Here is a 20,573-nt window from a genome sequence, read left to right on the forward strand (position 1 = left end):
CACAGAGCACAACACGTGGCACCCATCACTGTGCGGTCAGCCCATTGTGACGGCCCTCACCGGCCCTCAGGCTCATACGGACGTAGCCGTGACCCAATCGACGCGAGAGTGCGCCGGGCTTGACCGCGGCGACCTCCCCGACGCAGAGGAGACGTGGGCACCTTGGCGCAGCCGCCGGACACCACAGGCAGCAGCACCCGGCACCAGGACCGATCGCCCACCGCCCGACTGGAGATGACGGGCATCAGCGTCACCTTCGGCGGCATCAAGGCCCTGACCGACGTGTCGCTGACCGTCGAACCGGGCCAGGTGCACGGCCTCATCGGGCCCAACGGCGCCGGCAAGACGACGATGTTCAACGTGGCCTGCGGGCTGGTCCGCAACAGCGAGGGCACGATCACCTGGCGCGGCCAGGAGCTGCGGCGGCTGCGGCCGGCGCAGCTGGCCGGGCTCGGCATCGCCCGCACGCTGCAGGGGGTCGGGCTCTTCCCCGGCCTCACCGTGCTGGAGAACGTGATGGTCGGCGCGCACAAGCACGCCCGCGCCGGCTTCTTCTCCGCGCTGTTCGCCATCCCGACCTCCGACCGGGACGACGCCCGGCTGCGCGAGCGGGCCATGACGGCGCTGGCCGAGCTCGATGCCGCCGACTACGCCGGCCGCTACCCCGGCAGCCTCCCCTACCCCGTGCAGAAGCGGGTGGCACTGGCCCGCGCGCTGGTCGCCGAGCCCGAGCTCCTCCTGCTCGACGAGCCGGCCAGCGGTCTGAGCGAGGACGAGATGCACGAGCTGGGCACCCTCATCGGCCACCTGTCGGGCCGGATGAGCGTCCTGCTCGTCGAGCACCACATGGACCTGGTCATGCGCGTGTGCGACCAGATCACCGTCCTGGACTCCGGCAAGCAGATCGCCGCCGGCACGCCGCAGCAGGTCCAGAACGACCCGGCGGTCACCGAGGCCTACCTCGGCGACGCCGTCGACGACACCACCGACGTCAGCGAGCTGGCGGGCACCGACGGGGGGACCCACCGTGGCTGAGGCGCACGGCAGCACCGCGGCGGGCGCCGCAGGGACCGGCCTGAGCAAGGGCGACGCCGGACGGGGCGCCGCGACCGGCAGCCACGTCGTGGCCGGCGGCGGCACCGCGACCGCCGACGCGGTCCTCTCCGTCGAGGGCCTGTCGGCCGCCTACGGCCCGGTCAAGGCGCTCGACGGCGTGACGCTGCGCGCCGAGCAGGGCCGGATCACCGCGGTCCTCGGCGCCAACGGCGCCGGCAAGACGACGCTGCTGCGCACCATCAGCGGCCTCGTCCGCCCGACCGCCGGCCGGGTCGTCCTCAACGGCGAGGACGTCACCCGGTCGCCGGTGGAGGCGATGGTCACCAAGGGCATGTCGCACGTGCCCGAGGGTCGCGGCGTGATCGCCGAGCTGACCGTCGACGAGAACCTGCGGGTCGGCTCGCTGTTCCGCGGCAAGGTCGGGCAGGACGAGTTCGACCGGGTCTACGACCTGTTCCCGCGGATCAAGGAGCGCCGCGGCTCGACGGCGCACACGCTCTCCGGCGGTGAGCGCCAGATGCTGGTCATCGGCCGCGCGCTGCTGGCCCGGCCGAAGCTGCTGCTGCTCGACGAGCCCTCGCTGGGCCTGGCCCCGCGGATCGTGGCGCAGATCTTCGCGCTGCTGCGCAAGCTCGTCGACACCGAGGGCCTGTCGGTCCTGCTGGTGGAGCAGAACGCCCGCAGCGCGCTGTCCGTGGCCGACACCGGGGTGGTCCTCAACCTCGGTCGCGTCGTGGTCACCGACGACGCCCACCGGCTCGCCGGCGACGAGGACCTCCGCCACGCCTACCTGGGCTTCTAGCCCCTCCCCGCTCCTCCGCACCCCAGGAAGGCAGCCCTCACGTGCAGCAGTTCGTCAACCTCACCCTCGGCGGGGTGATCACCGGCGCGGTCTACGCCGCCTTCGCCCTCGCCCTGGTGCTCATCTGGCGGTCCACCCGGATCGTCAACTTCGCCCAGGGCGCGATGGGCGCCCTCACGACGTTCATCGCCCTGTCCCTCATCGAGGGCGGCCAGTCCTACTGGGTCGGCCTCGTCGTCGCGCTGCTCGCCGGGCTGGTCATCGGCGCGGTCATCGAGCGGGTGGTCATCCGGCCGGTCGAGGGCGGGCCGGAGCTCAACGCGGTCATCGTGACCCTCGGTCTCTTCATCGCCATCCAGGCGCTCATCTCGGTGCTGTTCGGGGTCAATCAGCGCGCGTTCGTCGCGCCGTTCTCCACGATCGGCTTCAAGGCCGGCGACTTCACCCTCGCGCTGAGCCCCAACACCCTGTTCACCCTCGGCGCGGTCCTGCTGGTGATGGTCGGGCTCACCGCCCTGTTCCGCTTCACCCGCGTCGGCCTGGCCATGCGCGCCTCGGCGTTCGGCCAGGAGGTCGCCCGGCTGCTCGGTGTCCGGGTCGGCCGGATGCTGACCCTCGGCTGGGCGCTGGCCGCGGTCGTCGGCTCGCTGGCCGGCATGCTCATCGCCGCCGAGGTCACCTTCGTGGCGCCCACGTTCATGGACGCGCTGATCGTCTTCGGCTTCGTCGCCGCGGTTCTGGGCGGCCTGGACTCCCCGATCGGCGCCGTCGTCGGCGGCCTGCTGCTCGGCCTGGCCCTCAGCTACGTGCGCGGCTACCTCGGCGACGAGCTGGTCGGCCTCGCCGCGCTCGTGGTCCTCGTCGTGGTCCTGCTCGTGCGACCCGGCGGCCTGTTCTCGACGACCCAGACGCGGAGGGCATAGCACCGTGAGCGACCTGCAGACCCCCGCCTCCTCCCCCGCCTCCGGCGCGGCCACCTCCGACGCGCCCACCACGGCCACCGCCGCCAGCAACGCCAGCTCCGTGCAGGCCACCGGCGGCCGCACGCTGCTACCGCGCAACACGCTGCTGCGGCACCTGCTCGTGCTGGTCCTCTGCGCCGTCGGCGCCGTGATCCTGCTGGAGTCGACCGACCTCGGCTTCAACGCGCAGATCGGCTACGTCGCCTTCTACGCCATCGCGGCGGGCGGCCTGACGCTGCTGACCGGCCTCAACGGGCAGATCTCCCTCGGCCACGGCGCCCTCATGGCCGTCGGCGCGTACACGACGGCCCTGCTGCTCGACGTCGAGGAGCCCCTGCCGCTCGTCGTGATCTTCCTGGCCGCGATCGCGCTGACCTCGCTCGTCGGCGCGGTCGTCGGTGTCGCCGCCGCCCGCCTGCACGGCCCGTACCTGGCCGGCGCCACGCTCGCCCTGGCGGTCGGCCTGCCGGGCCTGGCGCTGTACTTCCGCGACTTCCTCGGCGGCGAGCAGGGCCTAACGGTCTCCTCGCCGGACCGCCCGGACTGGTTCGTCGAGGGCATCCGCACGCTGTCGGGCAACTCCGCCTCGGGCGTGAAGTGGATCGCCTACATCGCGGTCGCTTGCCTGCTGGTCACCTACTTTCTGCTGGCCAACCTGATGCGCAGCCGCATCGGGCGCACGTGGCGGGCGGTCCGCGACCAGGAGGTCGCCGCCGAGCTCTCCGGCATCAACCTCGGCACGTGGCGGGTCCTGGCCTTCCTGGTCAGCGCCGCCGCGGCGGGGCTCGCCGGAGCCGTGCTGGCGCTCGTCGTCCGCCTGACGGCCCCGACCGCCTTCACCATCGTCCTGTCCCTGTCCCTGCTGACCGCCATCGTCATCGGCGGCCTGGGCAGCCTCCTCGGGGCGCTCATCGGCTCGGCGCTGCTGGTGTTCCTGCCGCGCGCGCTCCGGGACGCCGGGGAGTCGCTGGACATGGACGCCGCCCAGGCCGCCGAGATCTCCTACGTCGTCTACGGCGTGATCCTCGTGCTGGTCATGCTGTTCGCCCCGGCCGGTCTGGTCGGGTCGATCCGGCTGGCCTGGATGAAGCAGCGCGCCCGCCGGGCCGGCGCGCGTACCAGGGGGTGAGGGGCCGGGACCCCTCGGCTGTCCCCCGATCCGGCCCCGTGGCCGGCTCAGCTCCACCCGCCCCATCAGACTCCCGGGCACAGGCGCCCGGGTCCGCTCCAGAGGAGAACCGTTGACAAGATCCTCACGACGCCTCGTCAGCTTCGTGGCCGCGGCAACCGTCGCCACCACCCTGGCCGCCTGTGGCGGCGGCGACTCCGGTGGGGGTGGCGGGGGCGGCGACAGCGCGGAGAACGAGGCCTCCGACATCGGCATCACCGAGGACAGCATCAAGCTCGGCGCGCACTACCCGCTGACCGGCGTCGCGGCGCCCGGCTACAGCGAGATCCCGACCGGTGTCCAGGCGTACTTCGACTTCGTCAACGCCAACGGCGGGGTCAACGGCCGCGACATCGAGTTCGTCTACCGGGACGACGCTTACAACCCGACCAACACCAGCCAGGTGGTGAACCAGCTCGTCCTCGAGGACGAGGTGTTCGCGATCATGTCGGGCCTCGGCACGCCGACCCACAACGCCGTCACCGACTTCCTCAACAGCGAGGGCGTGCCCGACCTGTTCGTCTCCTCGGGCTCGCGACTGTGGGACGACCCGGAGGAGAAGCCGTACACCTTCGGCTGGCAGCCCGACTACGAGATCGAGGGCAAGATCATCGGCCAGTACGTGGCCGAGAACTTCCCCGACGCCAAGGTCGGCCTGTTCCTCCAGGGCGACGACTTCGGTGAGGACGGCGCCGCCGGTGCCCGTCAGTACCTCGAGGACCAGATCGTCGCGGAGGAGACCTACGTCCCGGGCAACACCGACGTCCGTCCGCAGATCTCGGCCCTGCAGGCCGCCGGCGCGGACTTCGTCCTCGGCTTCAACGTCCCCAGCTACACGGCGCTGTCGCAGCTGACCGCACTGCAGCTCGGCTACGCCCCGCAGTGGTTCTACTCGAACGTCGGCTCGGACCCGGTGCTGGTCGGCTCGCTGCTGGCCCGCTTCTCCGAGGGCGCGGTCAGTGACGCCAGCCTGCTCGACGGCGTGCTGACCACCGAGTACATCCCCGGCGTGGACAACCCGGACAACGAGTGGACCCAGCTGTGGCAGCGGGTGTGGGAGGAGTCCGGCCAGGAGGGCGAGCTCACCAACTACCGCGCCTACGGCATGTCGCAGGCCTACACGATGGTGCAGGCCCTGCAGTCCGCCGGTCAGAACCCGACGCGTGACGACCTGGTCGCCGCCGTCGAGCAGGCCGGTTCCGAGTGGGAGGGCCCGGGCTTCTCGCCCTTCCGCTACTCGGAGGACGTGCACGCCGGCTACAGCGGCATGCTCGTCAGCCGGCTGCTGGGTGAGGGCTCGGAGGAGCTGACGCCGGTGCTCGTCACCGACAACGGCGACGCCGAGATCACCGAGGCCGAGAACGAGCCGGCCAGCCCGCCGGAGAGCGGCATCCCGGACGAGGAGCCGATCAACTGAGTCAGGCCCTCCACGGCGCCTGACCTGACGGCAACGGGCCGTCGGTCCCCTCGCGGGGCCGGCGGCCCGTTCGCCGTTCCGGGTGAGGAAGGGGGACACTCAGCTCCCGAAGTGTCGGGAGTTGATCTCCGGGTAGGGGACGCTGGAGGTCCTGCGCACGAGGCGGGACGGCGAGACGACGGGAGCAGGCATGGTGCGCGCGGCACGGACGATCCGGCGGGCGGTGGTGACCGGCGGCGCCGGCTTCCTCGGGTCCCACCTGTGCGAGCACCTGCTCGAGCGCGGCGTCGAGGTGGTGTGCCTCGACAACTTCCTGACCGGCACGCCCGAGAACGTCGTCCACCTGATGGAGCACCCGGGCTTCCGCCTGGTGCGCTGCGACGTCACCGACTTCGTGCACGTGCCCGGCCCGGTGGACCTCGTGCTCCACTTCGCCTCGCCGGCCAGCCCGCTGGACTACCTGAAGATGCCGATCGAGACGCTCAAGGTCGGCAGCCTCGGCACCCTGCACACCCTGGGCCTCGCGCACGAGAAGGGCGCCCGCTACGTCCTGGCCTCCACCTCCGAGGTCTACGGCGACCCGCTGGTGCACCCGCAGCCCGAGGAGTACTGGGGCAACGTCAACCCGGTCGGCCCGCGCGGCGTGTACGACGAGGCCAAGCGCTTCAGCGAGGCGATGACCACCGCCTACCGGACGTCGAAGGGCACCGACACCGGGATCGTGCGGATCTTCAACACCTACGGACCCCGCATGCGCCCCGACGACGGTCGCGCCATCCCGGCGTTCGTCGGCCAGGCGCTGGCCGGGCGCCCGCTGACCGTGGCCGGTGACGGCTCGCAGACCCGCTCGATCTGCTACGTCGACGACACCGTCCGCGGCATCCTCGCCCTCGCCTGGTCCGACCAGCCGGGGCCGGTGAACATCGGCAACCCCGACGAGCTGACGATGCTGCGGCTGGCGCAGTGGATCGTCGAGCTGACCGGGTCGTCGTCGGAGATCTCCTACATCGACCTGCCCGTCGACGACCCGAAGGTCCGCCGCCCCGACACCCGGCGGGCCGAGGAGCTGCTCGGCTGGCGGCCCACGGTCCCCTCCGAGGAGGGGCTGCGCCGCACGGTGGCCTGGTTCGCCGAGCAGCGGGAGACCGCGGAGCTGCGCGCCGGCTGACCCGCGCCGGGTGTCCTCGGACACTCTCTGGCGGAGGCCCTCCTCCGTGTCCTGGTTCACGTTTACATTGGGACGGGCGGCTGTGGGCACGCCGAGGAACCGGACACTGACGGAGAGTCATTCATGGGCCGCCACGCGGACACCACCTCTGCGCGGCGCGTACAGCGACCCGCGCCGATCGCGCTGATCGTCGCCCTCGTCGTCGTGGCCCTCGTGGCCGGCGGCGTCGTGTGGTGGCTCGCCGGCTCCGACGGCAGCGGCGGCGACTGCGCGACCACCCGCACCGTCCGGGTCACCGTCGCCCCCGAGCTCGGCGACGTCGCCCAGGAGCTGCTCGCCGAGCCGCAGGACCTCGGCGGCGGCGCCTGCGCGACGGCGGAGGTCACCGCCCAGGAGCCGCTGCAGACGGTCGGCGACCTCGGCGCCCTCGAGGGGTCCGCGCTGCCGCAGGTGTGGGTGCCCGACAGCTCCCTGTGGGCCGTGCGCGCCGGCGACGCCCCGCTCGACGCGTCGGGCTCCATGGCCACCTCGCCGGTGGTCCTGGGCACCAGCAGCGCGGCCGCCGACGAGCTGGGCTGGAGCGCCACGCCGCCGCCGTGGGGCGAGGCACTGTCCGGTGCCCGCCCGGTGGCCGTCCCGGACCTCGCCGCCAGCGCCGAGGGCGTCGCCGCGCTGGCCGCCGTCCGCTCCTCCCTCGGTGGCGGGGACGCCGCGGACAACGCCGTCGTGCAGGCCGTGCTCGCCGCGCGCCGCGGTCCGTCGGTCACCCCCGCCGAGGCGCTCGCCGCGGCGCAGGCCGGTGAGGCCGAGGCGCCGCTGCTGCCGATGAGCGAGCAGGAGGTCATCAGCGTCAACCGCGGCGCCGAGGACTCCTCGCTGGTCGCCGTCTACCCGGCCGAGGGCTCCCCCGAGCTGGACTACCCGGTGCTGCGGGTGGGCTCGGCCTCCGACGACGACCGGGCCGCCGTCGACGCCGTCGTCCGCCGGCTGACCTCGGAGGCCGCGGGCACCGCCGTCCTGGCCGCCGGCTTCCGCGACGCGGAGGGCACCGCCCCGACCGACCCAGGCCCGGGCGTGCGCGAGGAGGCCCCCGAGGTCCTCGCGGTCGACGCCGAGCAGGCGACCGACCTGCTGGCCGAGCTCGCCCGGCTGGCCGCGCCGTCGCGGCTGCTGACCGTCTGGGACGTGTCGCAGTCGATGGAGGCTCCCGCCGGTGACGGCACCCGCGCCACCCTGATGCGCGACGCCGCGCTCAGCGCCCTGGAGCTCCTGCCCGGCAACGCGGCGGGCGGCGTCTGGGCGTTCGCCTACCAGCTGCAGGGCGAGCAGGACTGGGTCGAGCTCGCGCCCATCCGCGAGATGGACGCCGAGGTCGACGGCGGCACGCAGCGCGAGTTCCTGGCCGAGCAGTTCGAGTCCCTCCCCGACCGGCTCTCCCCCGGCGGCACGGGCCTGTTCGACACCACCCTCGCCGCCGTGCGCGCCGCGCGGGACCAGTACGACCCGAACGCCGTGAACAGCGTCGTGCTGGTCACCGACGGCACGAACGAGGACTCCTCCGGCATCTCGCTGGACGAGCTGCTGCAGACGCTGGAGTCCGAGGTGGACGCGCAGCGGCCGATCAAGGTCATCGGGGTCGCGCTCGGCCCGGACGCCGACGTCGCGGCACTGGAGGAGATCGCCGCGGCGACCGGCGGGGCCTCCTACTCCGCCGTCGACCCCAACGACCTGCAGGACGTCCTCTTCGACGCCCTCCGCCAGCGCTGAGCACCTCGTCGGCCTACCGGCCGACACCGCGGCCACGTGCCGTCCCGACTCACGCAGAGCCGCTGCCCGTGTCCCGATCGGGGAGCCTCCGGCCCCCGCGATCGGCCCACCCTGCCGGTCAACGGGTGGGGAGCAGCCGGTCCAGCGCGGAGGTCACCTCGTCGACGGTCACCCGCGCCAGCGCGGGGTCGAGCTCGGTGCCCCACGGGTCACCGGTGCCGTCGCCGTGCCAGAGGACCACGTGCTGTGGTCGTGGCGGCGGGCCCCAGAGCGCCGGCGACACCGGGCCGAAGAGCACCACGGAGGGGCGGCGGTAGGCGGTGGCCAGGTGCGCCACGCCGGTGTCGCCGCTGACCACGACGCGGGCGGCGGCCACCGTGGCGGCCAGCTCGAGCGTCGACGTCGTCCCGGCGAGGACCGCGTCGTCGGGCAGCCCGGCGCCGCGCGCGACGGCGCACGCCAGGTCCCGCTCGGCCGGGCCGCCGGTGACGCGGACGTCGTGCCCGGCGGCGGCCAGGTGCCGCGCCACCGCGGCGAACCGCTCGGCCGGCCAGCGCCGGCCGGGGAAGGCCGCGCCGGGGTGCACGAGCGCGGCGCCGGTGACCGGCGGGGGCACGTCCGGGACGGCGAGGTCGAGCGCGTCGGGGTCGGCCGCGACGTCCAGGCCCTCCGACACCAGGCGGCACCAGCGCCGGACCTCGTGCTCGTCGGGGTACCAGGCCGGGCCGGGGTAGCCGGGGCTGGCGAAGGTCAGCAGCCGCGCCGGGTGCAGGTCGGCGACGACGACGTGCGAGGCCGGCCCCTTGCCGTGGAGGTCGACGGCGAGCTCGGGCGGCGGCCGGTCCCAGTCCAGCGGCTCGAGCTCGCGTGCGGGCAGCACCTCGTCGACGGCGTCGACCAGCCCGGCCAGCGGCGCGAGCGCGGCCGTGGTCGCCAGGACCAGCCGGTGGCCGGGCACGGCGGCGCGGACCGCCCGGATCGCCGGGACGCCGGTGAGCAGGTCACCGAGCCCCAGCGGCCGGAGCACGACCGCCACCGGCTGTGCAACTCCGCGGAGTTGCACGGAGTCGGAGGAGGTCACACGCGGGAGCGCTCGACCAGGGCGGTGGTCGAGTGGCCGTCGAGGTAGGGCAGGACGACCGCCTGGCCGCCCCACTGTCGCAGCACCGCGGCCTCCGGCAGGTCGGCGCCGGCGTAGTCGCCGCCCTTGGCCCAGACGTCGGGCCGCAGCCGGTCGAGCACCTCCGCCGGGGTGTCCTCGTCGAACACGACGACGGCGTCGACGAACTCCAGCGCCTCGAGCACCCGCGCGCGGTCCGGAGCGGTCACCAGTGGCCGCGTGGGCCCCTTGAGCCGGCGCACCGACTCGTCGGAGTTGATGCACACCACCAGGCAGTCGCCCAGCCCGCGGGCGGCGCGCAGCGTGGCCACGTGGCCGGCGTGCAGCAGGTCGAAGCAGCCCCCGGTGGCCACCACGGTGCCGCCGGTCGCGCGGACGCGGGCCAGCAGCGCCGCGACGCCGTCCTCGGCCGCCACGTTCGGCTCCCGCACCGTCGAGGTGTCCCACGCCGAGGCGCCGCCGGCGGCCACGAAGCGCCCGGCGAAGGCGACCGCGGCCGCCACCGCCTCACCGGTCACCGCGCCGTCGGCGAGCGCGAGCGCCGCGGCGGCGGCGAAGGAGTCCCCGGCCCCGCACGCGTCGCCGCCGGTGACCGGCACGGCCGGGACCACCATCGGGGCGCCCTCGCCGTAGGACAGCAGCGCGCCCCGGGCGCCGAGGGTGACCGCGACCGCGCCCACGCCCCAGTGCCGGATCAACGCCTCGGCCCGCGCGCCCACGGCGGCCAGTCCGTCGCCGTCGGCGCGCGCGCCCGCGGCGGCCGCCACGCGGGCTGCCTCCGACGCATTGGGGGTCACCAGCCGCACCGAGGGCACGGGGTCGGCGCCGCGCGGGTGCGGGTCCCAGACCACCGGGCCGCCGGCCGCGTCCAGCGCCGCCCGGACGGCGGGATCGGACGTCGTGCCGCGCCCGTAGTCGGCGACGAGCACGGCGGCGGCGTCGCGGATGGCCTCCCGCGCCTCGTCCGGGAGCTCGCCGAGGGTGACGGCGGAGGCGCCGCTGTCGAGGCGCACGACCGAGTGGTCGCCCACGCGCACCCGCCGCTTGACCGCGGTGCCGCCGGTGGCCGGGACGGCGACCAGCCGCACCCGCCCGGTCAGCAGCGCCCGCAGCCGCGCGGCACCCTCGTCGTCGGCGAGCGGGGCGACCAGCACGACCTCGCGGCCGGTGGCCTGCGCGGCGATGACGGCGGCCAGCGCCGCGCCGCCGGGGCGCTCGCGGGTCTCCAGGTCCTCGACCACGGGCACCGGCGCGTCCGGCGTCAGCCGCGACGCGGTGCCGACCAGGTCGACGTCGAGCAGCGCGTCCCCGACCACGACCAGCGGCTTCACCGGGCGACCCCGAGCCGCGTCTGCGGCACCCGGGCCGGCTCGGCCAGCACCGCGGCGTCGAAGGCCGCGCACAGCAGGTGCAGTGCGACCAGGTGGCACTCCTGCACGGTCGCCGTCCACGGGGAGTCGATGCAGACCGCCTCGTCCGACGCCGCCGCCAGCGGGTTGGGCGCCGGGCCGGTGATCGACAGGACGGTGATGCCGCACTCCCGGGCGCGGCGGGCCGCGGCGACGGCGTTCGGCGAGCGACCCGACGTCGACAGCAGCACCAGGACGTCGCCGGCGCGGCCGTGCGCCTCGACCTGCCGGGCGAACAGCTCGTCGGCCGGGTAGTCGTTGGCGATCGCGGTCAGCGACGAGGTCTCGGCGGTCAGGCAGATCGCGGAGAACGGCGGCCGGTCGGCGCGGTAACGGCCCACCAGCTCGGCGGTGAGGTGCTGCGCCTGCGCGGCGCTGCCCCCGTTCCCCGCGGCCAGCAGCCGCCCGCGCGACTCCCCGCACAGCACGTCGGCCAGCAGCCCGCCCCAGCGGTCGAGGGTGTCGACCGAGGCGTCGAGGCTGCGCAGCGCCGAGGTGAGGGACGCGACGTGGTCGCGGCCGGTCAGGTGCGTGCAGGAGTCGGGCGAGACGGCCTCGCCGGCAGTGCTCTCGAAGGCGGAGTGGGGAGCGACGCTCATCGGGCGGCCTCCAGGGGCGCTCATCGGACGGCCTCGACGGGACGCCGGGTGGACAGGACCTGCCGGTAGACGGCCTCGGTGTCGGCGGCCACGCGAGCCCACCGGTAGCGGGCGCGGGCCCGCCGCACCCCGGCGGCGCCGTAGGCGGCGCGCCGGGGGTCGTCGGCCAGCAGCGCGGCGAGGACCTCGCCGAGCCGGGCCGGGTCGCGGGGCGGCACGAGGTCGCCGGTGACGCCGTCGGCGACGGAGTCCTGCAGCCCGCCGACGGCGGTGGCCACCACCGGGCGGCCGCAGGCCATGGCCTCCAGCGGGGTGATGCCGAACGGCTCGTACCAGGGCACCGCCAGGACGACGTCGGCCGAGCGGATCCACGCCGGGACGTCGGCGCGGCCCACCGAGCCGGTGAACACCAGCCGGTCGGCCACGCCCAGCCCGGCCGCGACGGCGCGCAACCGGCGCACCTCCGGGTCGGCGTCGAGCGCGCCGGCGGGCGGGCCCCCGACGACGACGAGCTCGGCGTCCGGGACGGCGGCCAGCGCCCGGACGGCGTCCTCCTGGCCCTTGCGCTCCACCAGCCGGCCGAGCACGAGCAGCCGGGGCCGGTCCGAGCGCGGCGCCACCGGCCCGCGCGGCGTGAACACGGTGGTGTCCACGCCGCAGGGGACGACGGAGACGCGGTCGCGGGACAGGCCGAGGCGGCGCAGCTCGAACACCTCGTCGGTGCAGGTGGCCACCACGTGGCCCACCGCCCGGCACAGGCCCCGCTCCAGCTCGACGCGCTGCGCCGGCGAGGTGTCGGCGTCGCCCTGGTGGCGGCGCTTGACCGAGCCGAGCGCGTGGAAGGTCTGCAGCACCGGCACGGGCGTGAGCAGGCTCCCGGCGGCCTCGACGGCGGCCAGCCCGCTCATCCAGAAGTGCGCGTGCACGACGTCGGGCGGCGCCACCGACCAGCGGGCGCGCAGCGCGGCGGCCATCGCCGGCATGTGCCCGAGCAGGTCGTCCTTGGGCAGCGCGCGGGCCGGGCCGGCGGTCAGGTGGCTGACCACGTAGCCGTCGGCTGTGGGGACCTCGTCGGGGAGGTCGGGGTCGTCGCGGCGGGTGTGCACGGTGACGTCGTGGCCGCGGGCGGCCAGGCCCGCGGCCAGCGCGGCGACGTGCACGTTCTGGCCGCCGGCGTCCACACCGCCGATCGCGGCCAGCGGCGAGGCGTGCTCGCTGACCAGGTCGATGCGCAGCGGTGCGCCGGACACGCGGTGCGTCCTCATCGGGTGACCTCCTCGAGAAGCGCATCCCAATCAGCGAGAAAGCGAGGGAGCCCGTACCGCTCCAGCGCGGCGGCGCGGGCCGCCTTGCCGGCCAGCCGGGCGGCGTCCTCGTCGTGCAGGTAGGTGCGGACCGCGTCCCAGAGGACCTCGGGCCGGGTGGAGAGCACGCCGGCCCCCGCGGGCACCGCCTCGACGACCTCGGTGGCCGCCAGCGCGACCACCGGCATGCCGAGGTGCATCGCCTCGAGCAGCGAGAGCCCGAGGGAGGTCCAGCGGACCGGGTGCACGTAGACCCGGCGGCGGGCCAGCTCGGTGTGCATCGCGGCCTGCGGCGGGTCGTCGTACAGGGCCACCCGCCCGGGGTCGAGGCCGTAGCGCTCGTGCAGCCCGGTCAGGCCCATCCCGAAGACGTCGATCGGTGCGGCCTGCGCCAGCCCGGCCAGCAGGTCGGCGCCGACCGTGCGGCCGCGGCGGACCGGTTCGTTGGTGACGACGGCGGCGCGGGCGAGCTCGCCGGTCCAGCGCTCGCCCGGGTCGACGATGCCGTGCTCGATGACCGTCGTCGGCGCCCGGCCGTTGTCGTAGAAGAGCCGGTTGAAGTGGGTGACGTGCGCGATCGGGACGTCGTCGCGGTCGGCCAGCGGGTGCCGCGTGTACGGGACCGGCGCGGCGCCCTCCTCCAGGCCGGGGGCGTTGTGCTCGAGGAAGACCGCCGGGAGGTCGCGCCCGGGTTCGCGGCCCAGCCACTCGCGCACCAGCTCCAGGTCGCGCACGCGCTGCAGCACGACGACGTCGACGTCCTCGTCGCGCAGTTGCTCCGGCGTCACCTCGCGAGCCGACGCCGGCCAGTTCCACGTCCGCGCGCGGCCCAGCCCGTCCGGCCCACGATCCGGGACCACCGGGACCAGGTACTCGTGCCGGCCCTCGACGAACGCCGTCGTCCACGAGCCGTGCACGTGCCAGACCAGGACCTTCATGCACTCACCAGCTTCTCGACGGCGGCGACGACGTCGGCGGCGGTCACCGAGGTCAGACAGGGGTGGCCGGGGACGGGGCAGACGCGCGCGCGGGTGTCGCGGCAGGGCGCGTCCTGGTCGCCGAGCAGCACGGTCGGGACGCCGTAGGGGGCCCACCGCGCGGCCGGCACGACCGGGCTGAACAGCGAGACCACCGGCGTCCCCACGGCGGCGGCCAGGTGCGCGGGGCCGGTGTTGCCGACGACCACGGCCGCGGCGCCGTCGAGCAGGGCGGCCATCTCCGGCAGGGTCGTGGCGCCACCGAGGTCGACGCCGCGGGTGCCCGCGACGGCGGCGGTGAGGGCGCGCTCCCCCGGTCCGCCGGTGACCAGCACGCGGTGCCCGGCGTCGGCCAGCGCCTCGACCGCCTCGGCGCAGCGCTCGGCGGGCCAGGCGCGGGCCGGGACGGAGGCGCCCGGGTGGAGCACGACGTACCCGGGCTCGTGCGGCGTTGCCGGCAGCGGACGGCGCACCGCGAGCCGGCCGTCGTCGCCGTCGGGGAGCTCGAAGCCCGCCGCACGGGCCAGCGACAGCGCCCGCTCGGGCTCGGGCAGGTCCACCTCGTCGTCCTGGCCGACCCGGTGGCGGACGTCGAGCAGCGCGCCCGGGTAGTCGACGCTGGTGGCGCTCAGGCGGGACACGCCGGCCGCCCGCAGCAGCAGAGCCAGCGGCAGCGGCGACTGGTGGAACGACGTGCTGATGACGGCCTCGTCGGGCGCGAGCGCGCGCACCCGCTGGGTGAAGGCGGCGAGGTCCGCGGCGTCCACCGGCGGCGGGTCGCCGAGGATCCAGGGGCAGGCCCACGTCCAGACCTCGTCGACGCCGGGCAGCAGCGCGGCGGCGTCGGCGCCGGCCGGACCGGCCAGGAACACCACCCGCTCGGCGTCGGCGGCGACCGCGCGGACCAGCGGGCCCTGCAGGAGGACGTCGCCGGCGTTGTCGAGCCGGGCGACGAGGACGGTGCCCCGGCGCGCGCTCACCACCGGCCCGCCAGGACCTCGCCGACCGCGGCGGCCAGCGTCTCCGCCCGGCGCGGGGCGGCGGCGACCTCCTGCTTCCGCGTGACCGGCGTCGGCACCATGATCCCGACGGCGCCCGCGGCGGCGGCGGCCTCGACATCGGCGCCGATGTCACCGATCACCACGGTCCGCGCCGGGTCGACGTCGAGCTCGGCGCAGGCGGCCTTGACCATCCCCGGTGCCGGCTTGCGGCAGGAGCAGCCGTCGTCGGGGCCGTGCGGGCAGACCTGGACGGTCTCGAACGGGCCGAGCAGCTCGTCGAGCCGCGCCATGCAGGCGTCGACCTTGGCGCGGGTGATGATGCCGCGGGCCACGCCGGACTGGTTGCTCACCACCCCCACCCGGACGCCGCGGGCGCGCAGCGCGTCGACCGCCTCGCGCGCCCCCGGCACCGGCCTCACCAGCTCCGGGTCGCCGTTGTAGGGGTAGTCGCGCACGAGCGTGCCGTCGCGGTCGAAGAGGACGAGGTCGGGCAGGCCGCGCCACGGCGTGACCCGGCGGTGCCGCACGGCACCGCGCAGGAAGTGCCAGGTGGCCAGCGGCGGGATGACCGCGCTGGTCAGCGCCATGGTGGTCACCTCGGCGCGGTCACGCGGGCCCGGCGCGATGCGGGCCCAGGCGAACTCGGCGGTGCCCGCGGCCCAGGCCAGGGCGGCGGCCGCCGCGGCCCGGGGGCGCCGTGCGGCGGCCAGCCCGACGGCGGCCAGCCCCGCCGCGGTGACGGCCAGGTGCCGCGGCCGGCGGCCGACCGCGGCGTCGGCGCGCTCGCGCCACATGGGGCCGTGCAGCCGGCGCATGAGGACGTCGTCGGCGTTGCCGGCCTGCACGCGCACGCTGACCCACCGGTCGGTGGGCCGGACCGGGTGGGTGATCCGGCGCTCGCCGCGCACCAGCCGGCTGCCGGTGTCCATGACCCGCAGCGCGAGGTCGGAGTCCTCGCGGAAGGCGCGCGGGAAGCGCTCGTCGAACCCGCCGACGGCGGCCAGCGCGGCCCGGCGGTAGGCGAGGTCGGCGGTGATCCAGGCGCTCGTGGCCAGGCCCGCGGTGCCGCGCTCCCAGTCGGTGGGCCGGCGGTCCTCCGGCAGCGGCACCCGCACCCGGCCCTGGCTGCCGGCGACGTCGGCGGGCAGCCCGGTCAGGTCCGCCGCCAGCCGCTCGTACCAGTCGGGGTCGGGGACGACGTCGTCGTCGAGGAACGCGATCCACGGGGTGCGGGCCACCCGCCAGCCGAGGTTGCGCGCGCGGGCGGGGCCGCCGCCCCCGGTGCAGACCACGCGGACCGGCGGCAGACCGGGGCGGTCCACCTCGAGCGGGGGCCCGCCGGGCCGGTCGTCGACGACGACGAGCTCTGCCGGGCGCGGCCCCGGCGCGGCGGCGATGGCGTCGAGCAGCACGCCGAGCGACGGCCGGCCGATGGTCGGCACGACGACGGTGCACTCCGCGAGCATGATCGCGCCCTGCCCGGACGCGATCCCCCGCAAACACTACGGGCTTGAAGTTCCTCCGGACGTCGTGCAGCCCGAGGGGGCGGCACCGGGGAACGTGCTGTTCAGCGTCGGACGCGGGTCGCTGCGGACACCCGCGCGAGCGCGTCGGTGACCACGGCGGCGTCGTCACCCAGCAGGGTGAGCAGGTGCGCCACGAGCTCGTCGTGGGTGACGGCGGCGGCCCGCGCGCGCTCGCGGCCGGCCTCGGTCAGCCGGGCGTGCAGCAGCCGCCGGTCCCCCGGCCGCCGCTCCCGCACGACCAGGCCCTGCTCGACCAGCCGGCCGACCGTGCTGGTCACCCCGGCGCGGGACAGCCCGAGCGCCTCGGCGACCTCGCCCATCGTGGCCCGCTCCCCGGGCGCCTCGGCGATCCGCCGCAGGGCCTCGAAACCGGTGAGCGACAGGTCGTGTTCGCGGTGCAGCGCGGAGTCGACGCGGTGGGTGATGCGGTCGTGCACCTGGACGATCCGCAGCCAGGTCTCCGCGGCCAGCGGAGCGGCTCCCGCGAGCGCCGCCGGGTCGGCCGGGACGGCGGTCGTCAGCACGTCGTCGGAGCGCATGGCCCCATCGTCGCCCAGGTCGGTCTCAGGCGCCCCCGGTCGGATCGCCGCCCGACGGCCGGCGGGCGGCGACCAGGACCAGCCCGGTGGCGGCGCCCACGAGCGCGAGACCGGCGGCCACCAGCGGCAGGGGGTCGGGGTCGACGGCGCTCGAGGCGCCGGCCACGCGCAGCTGCACCGCGGCGGTGAGCGCGCTGTCGGCGCCGACCAGCTCGATGGTCGTCGGGCCGGGGGCGCCGCCGCCGGGGATGCGCACGACGACCTCGACCGCGCCGTCCGGTCCGGCGGCCGCGGAGCCGAGCACCGTGCCGTCGGCGGCCGTGACGGTGACCTCCTCGCCGGCGCCGAAGCCGGCCGCGGAGACCACCACCCGCCCGCCGGCAGCCACCTGGCCGGCCGGGGCGGAGGCGACCACGGCACCGGCCGCGGGGCCGTCGGCCGGCGCACCGGGCGCCGCCTCCGGCGCGGGCAGGCCGGGGACCGGGATCGGCACGACCTCGGGGACGACGCCGTCGGCCGGCGGGACGGCCGACGGCGAGGAGGGCGGCGCGGCCGGGAGCTCGGGCTCCGCCGCGGTCGGCGGCGCCGCGATGGCGGCGCAGTCCTCCTCGGCCGGGCGGGTGAAGGAGAAGCCCTCGAGCTCGTCGACGTAGGTCGTGCCGGAGCCGTCCAGGGCGGCATACTCCAGCCGGCTGTCGATCGTCTCGCCCCACGCGACGTCGCCGGTCCGCAGCACCGCCGTCTGGCCCGGCTCGAGGCTGGCGGCGTCCTCCCCCTCGGCCGAGCGCGTGGTGGCCAGCGTGACGGCGTAGGCGACCGTCCCGGCGGTCACCTCGACGGCGACCCCGCCGGGCCGGCAACTCGGCCCGTGCGTGACCCGGGCGTCGGGGCGGGCGGGGTCGTCGACGGCGAGGGCGGGCGCAGCGAGGAGCACCCCGCCACCGAGCAGGCCGGAGACCGAGAACAGCAGAGCGAGCCCTGTCGACAGGACAGGGCGGGGGGTGCGACGTGGCACCGACCCGACCGGCACGTTTCCCCCTCGAGCGGTCGTGCACGCCGCGGCGCCGGTGGTCCCGGCGAGGGCGCGCCCCCATGATGCGGTGCGTGAGCACTGGTTGACGACGGGTCGGCGGCGCGTCGGATCACAGGCACGGCGTGTCGGTCGCCGGGCGTGTCGCGAGGCGCGGTGAGGGTGGCGAGCGCGGCCGGCGTGCGGCAGGTCGTCTCCGACGTCCTCGGCGAGTTCGACCTCACGCTGGGCCTCACCGGCCACACCTCGGTGGCCGAGCTGACGCCGGAGGTCCTCCGCCGGGTCGGCTGACCGCCCCGGCGGCAGAAATGGCCATTTCTGCCGTTCTCGGCCACGGTGGGCGGCACCGTCCGCCGTCGACGACGCCGGCACCCCCGCCGAGGAGGTCCGCGTGAGTGCTCCGTCCGTGCGCTCCCAGCTGTTCCGGCGCAAGCCCGTGTCGGCCATGGTCGAGGAGACCGGCGCCACCGACGCCGAGGGCGGGGTGCTGGCCCGCCGCATCGGGGTCGGCCAGCTCATGGCGCTGGGCATCGGCGCCACGATCGGCACCGGCATCTTCTTCGTGATGAGCACCGCGGTGCCCGAGGCCGGCCCCGCCGTCGTCCTCTCCTTCGTCCTGGCGGCGATCACCGCCGGGTTCACGGCGCTCTGCTACGCCGAGCTGGCCTCCACCATCCCGGTCGCGGGCTCGTCGTACTCCTACGCCTACGCCACGCTCGGCGAGGTCGTGGCCTACGTCGTGGGCTGGTGCCTCGTGCTGGAGTACGCGGTCAGCTCGGCGGCGGTGTCGGTGGGCTGGAGCGAGTACGTCAACGAACTGCTCGACGACGTCGTCGGCGTCCGCATCCCCGACGCGCTGTCGTTCGCGCCCGGCGCCGGCGGGGTGGTCAACCTGCCCGCGATCGTGCTGGTGACGCTGTGCGCGCTGCTGCTGGTGCGCGGGGCGAGCGAGTCGGCGCGGGCGAACGCGGTCATGGTCGTGCTCAAGGTCTGCGTGCTGCTGTTCTTCGTCGTCATCGCGTTCACGGCTTTCGACGCCGGCAACCTGTCGCCGTTCGCGCCGCTCGGGGTGGCCGGGGTCAGCGCCGCGGCGTCGTCGATCTTCTTCAGCTTCATCGGCCTGGACGCCGTCTCGACCGCCGGCGAGGAGGTGCGCGACCCGCGCCGCACGCTGCCGCGGGCGATCATCGGCGCGCTGGTCGTGGTCACGGTGGTCTACCTGCTGGTGGCGCTCGCCGCGGTCGGCGCCCAGGCCGCCGGCGCCTTCGAGGGCCAGGAGGCGGGGCTGGCGGTGATCCTCGAGGACGTCACGGGGTCCCGCTGGCCGGCCATCGTCCTGGCCGCCGGGGCGGTGATCTCGATCTTCTCGGTGACGCTGGTGACCATGTACGGCCAGACGCGGATCCTGTTCGCGATGAGCCGGGACGGCATGATCCCGTCGCTGTTCAGCCGCGTCGACCGGCGCACCCTCACCCCGGTGCGCGGCACGGTCGCCGTCGCGCTGTTCGTCGGCGTGCTGGCCGGGTTCGTCCCGCTGGACTTCCTCGTCGACCTGACCAGCATGGGCACGCTGGTCGCCTTCACCGTGGTGTCGATCGGCGTCATCGTGCTGCGCCGTACCCAGCCGGACCTGCCGCGCGGCTTCCGCGTGCCCGGCTACCCCGTCGTGCCGGTGCTGTCGGTGGCCTTCTGCCTGTACCTCATCTACGGCCTGCCCGGGGTGACCTGGGCGCTGTTCGCCGGCTGGCTGGCGATCGCCGCCGTCGTCTACGTGACCTACGCGCGCACCCACTCGGCCCTGCGGGCGCCGCGGTGACCCTCGTCGTCGGCCACCCCGCCGACCTCGAGGAGCGCTCCGAGGCCCACCTGCGCCTGGCCGCGACGCTGGCGCGCACCGGCGGGGACGACGTCGTGGTGGCCACCGTGACCGCGCGCGGCTTCCCCGACCCGCGCGTGGACCGCGAGTACCGGCTCTGGGTCGCCGACCTGGTGCGGTCGCGTCAGGGCCGCGCGGCGCACGACCTGCGCGCGGCCGGCGTGGCCGAGGTGCGCACGGTCGCCGTCGAGGCCTCCTCGGTCCCGTCCGGGCTGGTGACCGTGGTCGAGCAGGTCGGCGGCACGCTGCTGGTGCTCGGCCGGGAGGGCGCGGTGCCCGAGCACCTGCTGCGCTCCTCCCCCGTGCCGCTCGCCCTCGCCGCGCGGGCCGGCTCCCCCGGGGAGCGGGTGACCCGGCTGACCTGCGCGTGGGCCGGCACCGAGCGCTCCCGCGCGGCGCTGGCCTGGGCGCGGCGCACCGCGGCGGCGTGGGACGTGCCGCTGCGGCTGATCACGTTCGCGCCCGAGCGCGACCCGATGCTGCCGTCGGAGACCGGCCTGCACGTCGAGCGCGAGGTGAGCTCGTCGTGGGCGCGGCAGGCGCGGGCGGAGCTCGAGCAGGTGGCCGCCGGGCTGCCCGGGCCGCCGGACACGGTGGTCGCGCGGGGCTCGGGGTGGCCCGGCGCCGTGGCGGCAGCAGGCTGGTCCGACGGCGACCTGCTGGTGGTCGGCTCCTCGCGCCTGGGCCCGCTGGCGCGGGTGTTCCTCGGGTCGACGGCGACCCGGATCGTGCGGGCCGCCCCGGTGCCGGTGGTCGTGGTCCCGCGCGGCACGGAGGGCTGAGGACACGCCCGGGGAGGGGTCGGCTTGACTCCTCCTGTGACGCGGCTCACAGTTGAGACGGGCGGGGGCA

Annotated in this window: 19 protein-coding genes; 10 read left to right on the plus strand and 9 right to left on the minus strand. The window is 75.9% G+C overall.

Annotation, left to right across the window (positions count from 1 at the left end):
- Positions 1 to 153: 153 nt before the first annotated feature.
- From FN207_RS22525 to FN207_RS22555, 7 genes are all read left to right on the plus strand, one after another.
- Complete coding sequence (locus tag FN207_RS22525; protein ID WP_142460690.1) at positions 154 to 1,035, plus strand: ABC transporter ATP-binding protein; 882 nt, start codon at positions 154 to 156, stop codon at positions 1,033 to 1,035.
- A complete protein-coding gene (locus FN207_RS22530) occupies positions 1,028 to 1,858 on the plus strand; it encodes an ABC transporter ATP-binding protein (protein ID WP_246066282.1) in 831 nt (276 codons plus the stop codon). Before FN207_RS22525 ends, FN207_RS22530 begins: the two co-directional genes overlap by 8 nt.
- Before the next feature lie 41 nt (positions 1,859 to 1,899).
- Positions 1,900 to 2,781: a branched-chain amino acid ABC transporter permease gene (locus FN207_RS22535; RefSeq protein ID WP_142460691.1), complete on the plus strand. Its 882-nt coding sequence runs from the start codon at positions 1,900 to 1,902 to the stop codon at positions 2,779 to 2,781.
- 4 nt (positions 2,782 to 2,785) lie between these two features.
- On the plus strand, positions 2,786 to 3,949 hold the full coding sequence (locus tag FN207_RS22540; protein WP_142460692.1) for a branched-chain amino acid ABC transporter permease: 1,164 nt from the start codon (positions 2,786 to 2,788) through the stop codon (positions 3,947 to 3,949).
- A gap of 145 nt (positions 3,950 to 4,094) precedes the next feature.
- Positions 4,095 to 5,405 (plus strand): ABC transporter substrate-binding protein, encoded by a 1,311-nt coding sequence (locus tag FN207_RS22545; protein ID WP_142460693.1) that lies wholly within the window; start codon positions 4,095 to 4,097, stop codon positions 5,403 to 5,405.
- A 190-nt stretch (positions 5,406 to 5,595) separates the two neighbouring features.
- Positions 5,596 to 6,573, plus strand: a complete 978-nt coding sequence (locus FN207_RS22550) for a UDP-glucuronic acid decarboxylase family protein (RefSeq protein WP_142460694.1) — start codon at positions 5,596 to 5,598, stop codon at positions 6,571 to 6,573.
- 123 nt (positions 6,574 to 6,696) lie between these two features.
- Positions 6,697 to 8,340 carry a VWA domain-containing protein gene (locus tag FN207_RS22555; protein ID WP_142460695.1) on the plus strand — a complete coding sequence of 548 codons (1,644 nt, stop codon included), beginning with the start codon at positions 6,697 to 6,699 and terminating at the stop codon, positions 8,338 to 8,340.
- Positions 8,341 to 8,458: 118 nt separating this feature from the next.
- Here the strand turns inward: FN207_RS22555 and FN207_RS22560 are convergent, their stop codons facing one another.
- From FN207_RS22560 to FN207_RS22600, 9 genes are all read right to left on the minus strand, one after another.
- Complete coding sequence (locus tag FN207_RS22560) at positions 8,459 to 9,376, minus strand: glycosyltransferase family 9 protein (protein WP_142460696.1); 918 nt, start codon at positions 9,374 to 9,376, stop codon at positions 8,459 to 8,461.
- Positions 9,377 to 9,417: 41 nt separating this feature from the next.
- A complete protein-coding gene (gene rfaE2 / locus FN207_RS22565) occupies positions 9,418 to 10,791 on the minus strand; it encodes a D-glycero-beta-D-manno-heptose 1-phosphate adenylyltransferase (RefSeq protein ID WP_142460697.1) in 1,374 nt (457 codons plus the stop codon).
- On the minus strand, positions 10,788 to 11,468 hold the full coding sequence (locus FN207_RS22570) for a D-sedoheptulose-7-phosphate isomerase (RefSeq protein WP_142460698.1): 681 nt from the start codon (positions 11,466 to 11,468) through the stop codon (positions 10,788 to 10,790). The genes rfaE2 and FN207_RS22570 overlap by 4 nt, the downstream gene beginning before the upstream one ends.
- Before the next feature lie 20 nt (positions 11,469 to 11,488).
- The gene (locus FN207_RS22575; protein WP_142460699.1) at positions 11,489 to 12,733 is read right to left on the minus strand and encodes a glycosyltransferase; all 1,245 of its coding nucleotides are present in this window, start codon (positions 12,731 to 12,733) and stop codon (positions 11,489 to 11,491) included.
- Positions 12,730 to 13,710 (minus strand): glycosyltransferase, encoded by a 981-nt coding sequence (locus FN207_RS22580; protein ID WP_142460700.1) that lies wholly within the window; start codon positions 13,708 to 13,710, stop codon positions 12,730 to 12,732. Before FN207_RS22580 ends, FN207_RS22575 begins: the two co-directional genes overlap by 4 nt.
- Positions 13,707 to 14,729: a glycosyltransferase family 9 protein gene (locus tag FN207_RS22585; RefSeq protein ID WP_142460701.1), complete on the minus strand. Its 1,023-nt coding sequence runs from the start codon at positions 14,727 to 14,729 to the stop codon at positions 13,707 to 13,709. Before FN207_RS22585 ends, FN207_RS22580 begins: the two co-directional genes overlap by 4 nt.
- The gene (locus FN207_RS22590; RefSeq protein WP_142460702.1) at positions 14,726 to 16,216 is read right to left on the minus strand and encodes an HAD-IIIA family hydrolase; all 1,491 of its coding nucleotides are present in this window, start codon (positions 16,214 to 16,216) and stop codon (positions 14,726 to 14,728) included. The genes FN207_RS22585 and FN207_RS22590 overlap by 4 nt, the downstream gene beginning before the upstream one ends.
- A 101-nt stretch (positions 16,217 to 16,317) precedes the next feature.
- Complete coding sequence (locus tag FN207_RS22595) at positions 16,318 to 16,815, minus strand: MarR family winged helix-turn-helix transcriptional regulator (protein ID WP_142460703.1); 498 nt, start codon at positions 16,813 to 16,815, stop codon at positions 16,318 to 16,320.
- A gap of 25 nt (positions 16,816 to 16,840) precedes the next feature.
- Positions 16,841 to 17,749 (minus strand): hypothetical protein, encoded by a 909-nt coding sequence (locus FN207_RS22600; protein ID WP_142460704.1) that lies wholly within the window; start codon positions 17,747 to 17,749, stop codon positions 16,841 to 16,843.
- Positions 17,750 to 18,001: 252 nt separating this feature from the next.
- On the opposite strand from FN207_RS22600, the gene FN207_RS27395 reads away from it, so the two are divergent.
- The 3 genes from FN207_RS27395 (at position 18,002) to FN207_RS22615 (ending at position 20,503) form a co-directional block, all read left to right on the plus strand.
- Positions 18,002 to 18,136, plus strand: coding sequence for a hypothetical protein (locus FN207_RS27395; protein WP_281282161.1), 135 nt, complete (start codon positions 18,002 to 18,004; stop codon positions 18,134 to 18,136).
- 100 nt (positions 18,137 to 18,236) lie between these two features.
- A complete protein-coding gene (locus tag FN207_RS22610; RefSeq protein ID WP_221888362.1) occupies positions 18,237 to 19,661 on the plus strand; it encodes an amino acid permease in 1,425 nt (474 codons plus the stop codon).
- Positions 19,658 to 20,503: a universal stress protein gene (locus FN207_RS22615; protein WP_142460705.1), complete on the plus strand. Its 846-nt coding sequence runs from the start codon at positions 19,658 to 19,660 to the stop codon at positions 20,501 to 20,503. The genes FN207_RS22610 and FN207_RS22615 overlap by 4 nt, the downstream gene beginning before the upstream one ends.
- Positions 20,504 to 20,573: the final 70 nt, after the last annotated feature.

Source organism: Geodermatophilus aquaeductus (assembly GCF_900182545.1).
Lineage (GTDB): Bacteria > Actinomycetota > Actinomycetes > Mycobacteriales > Geodermatophilaceae > Geodermatophilus > Geodermatophilus aquaeductus.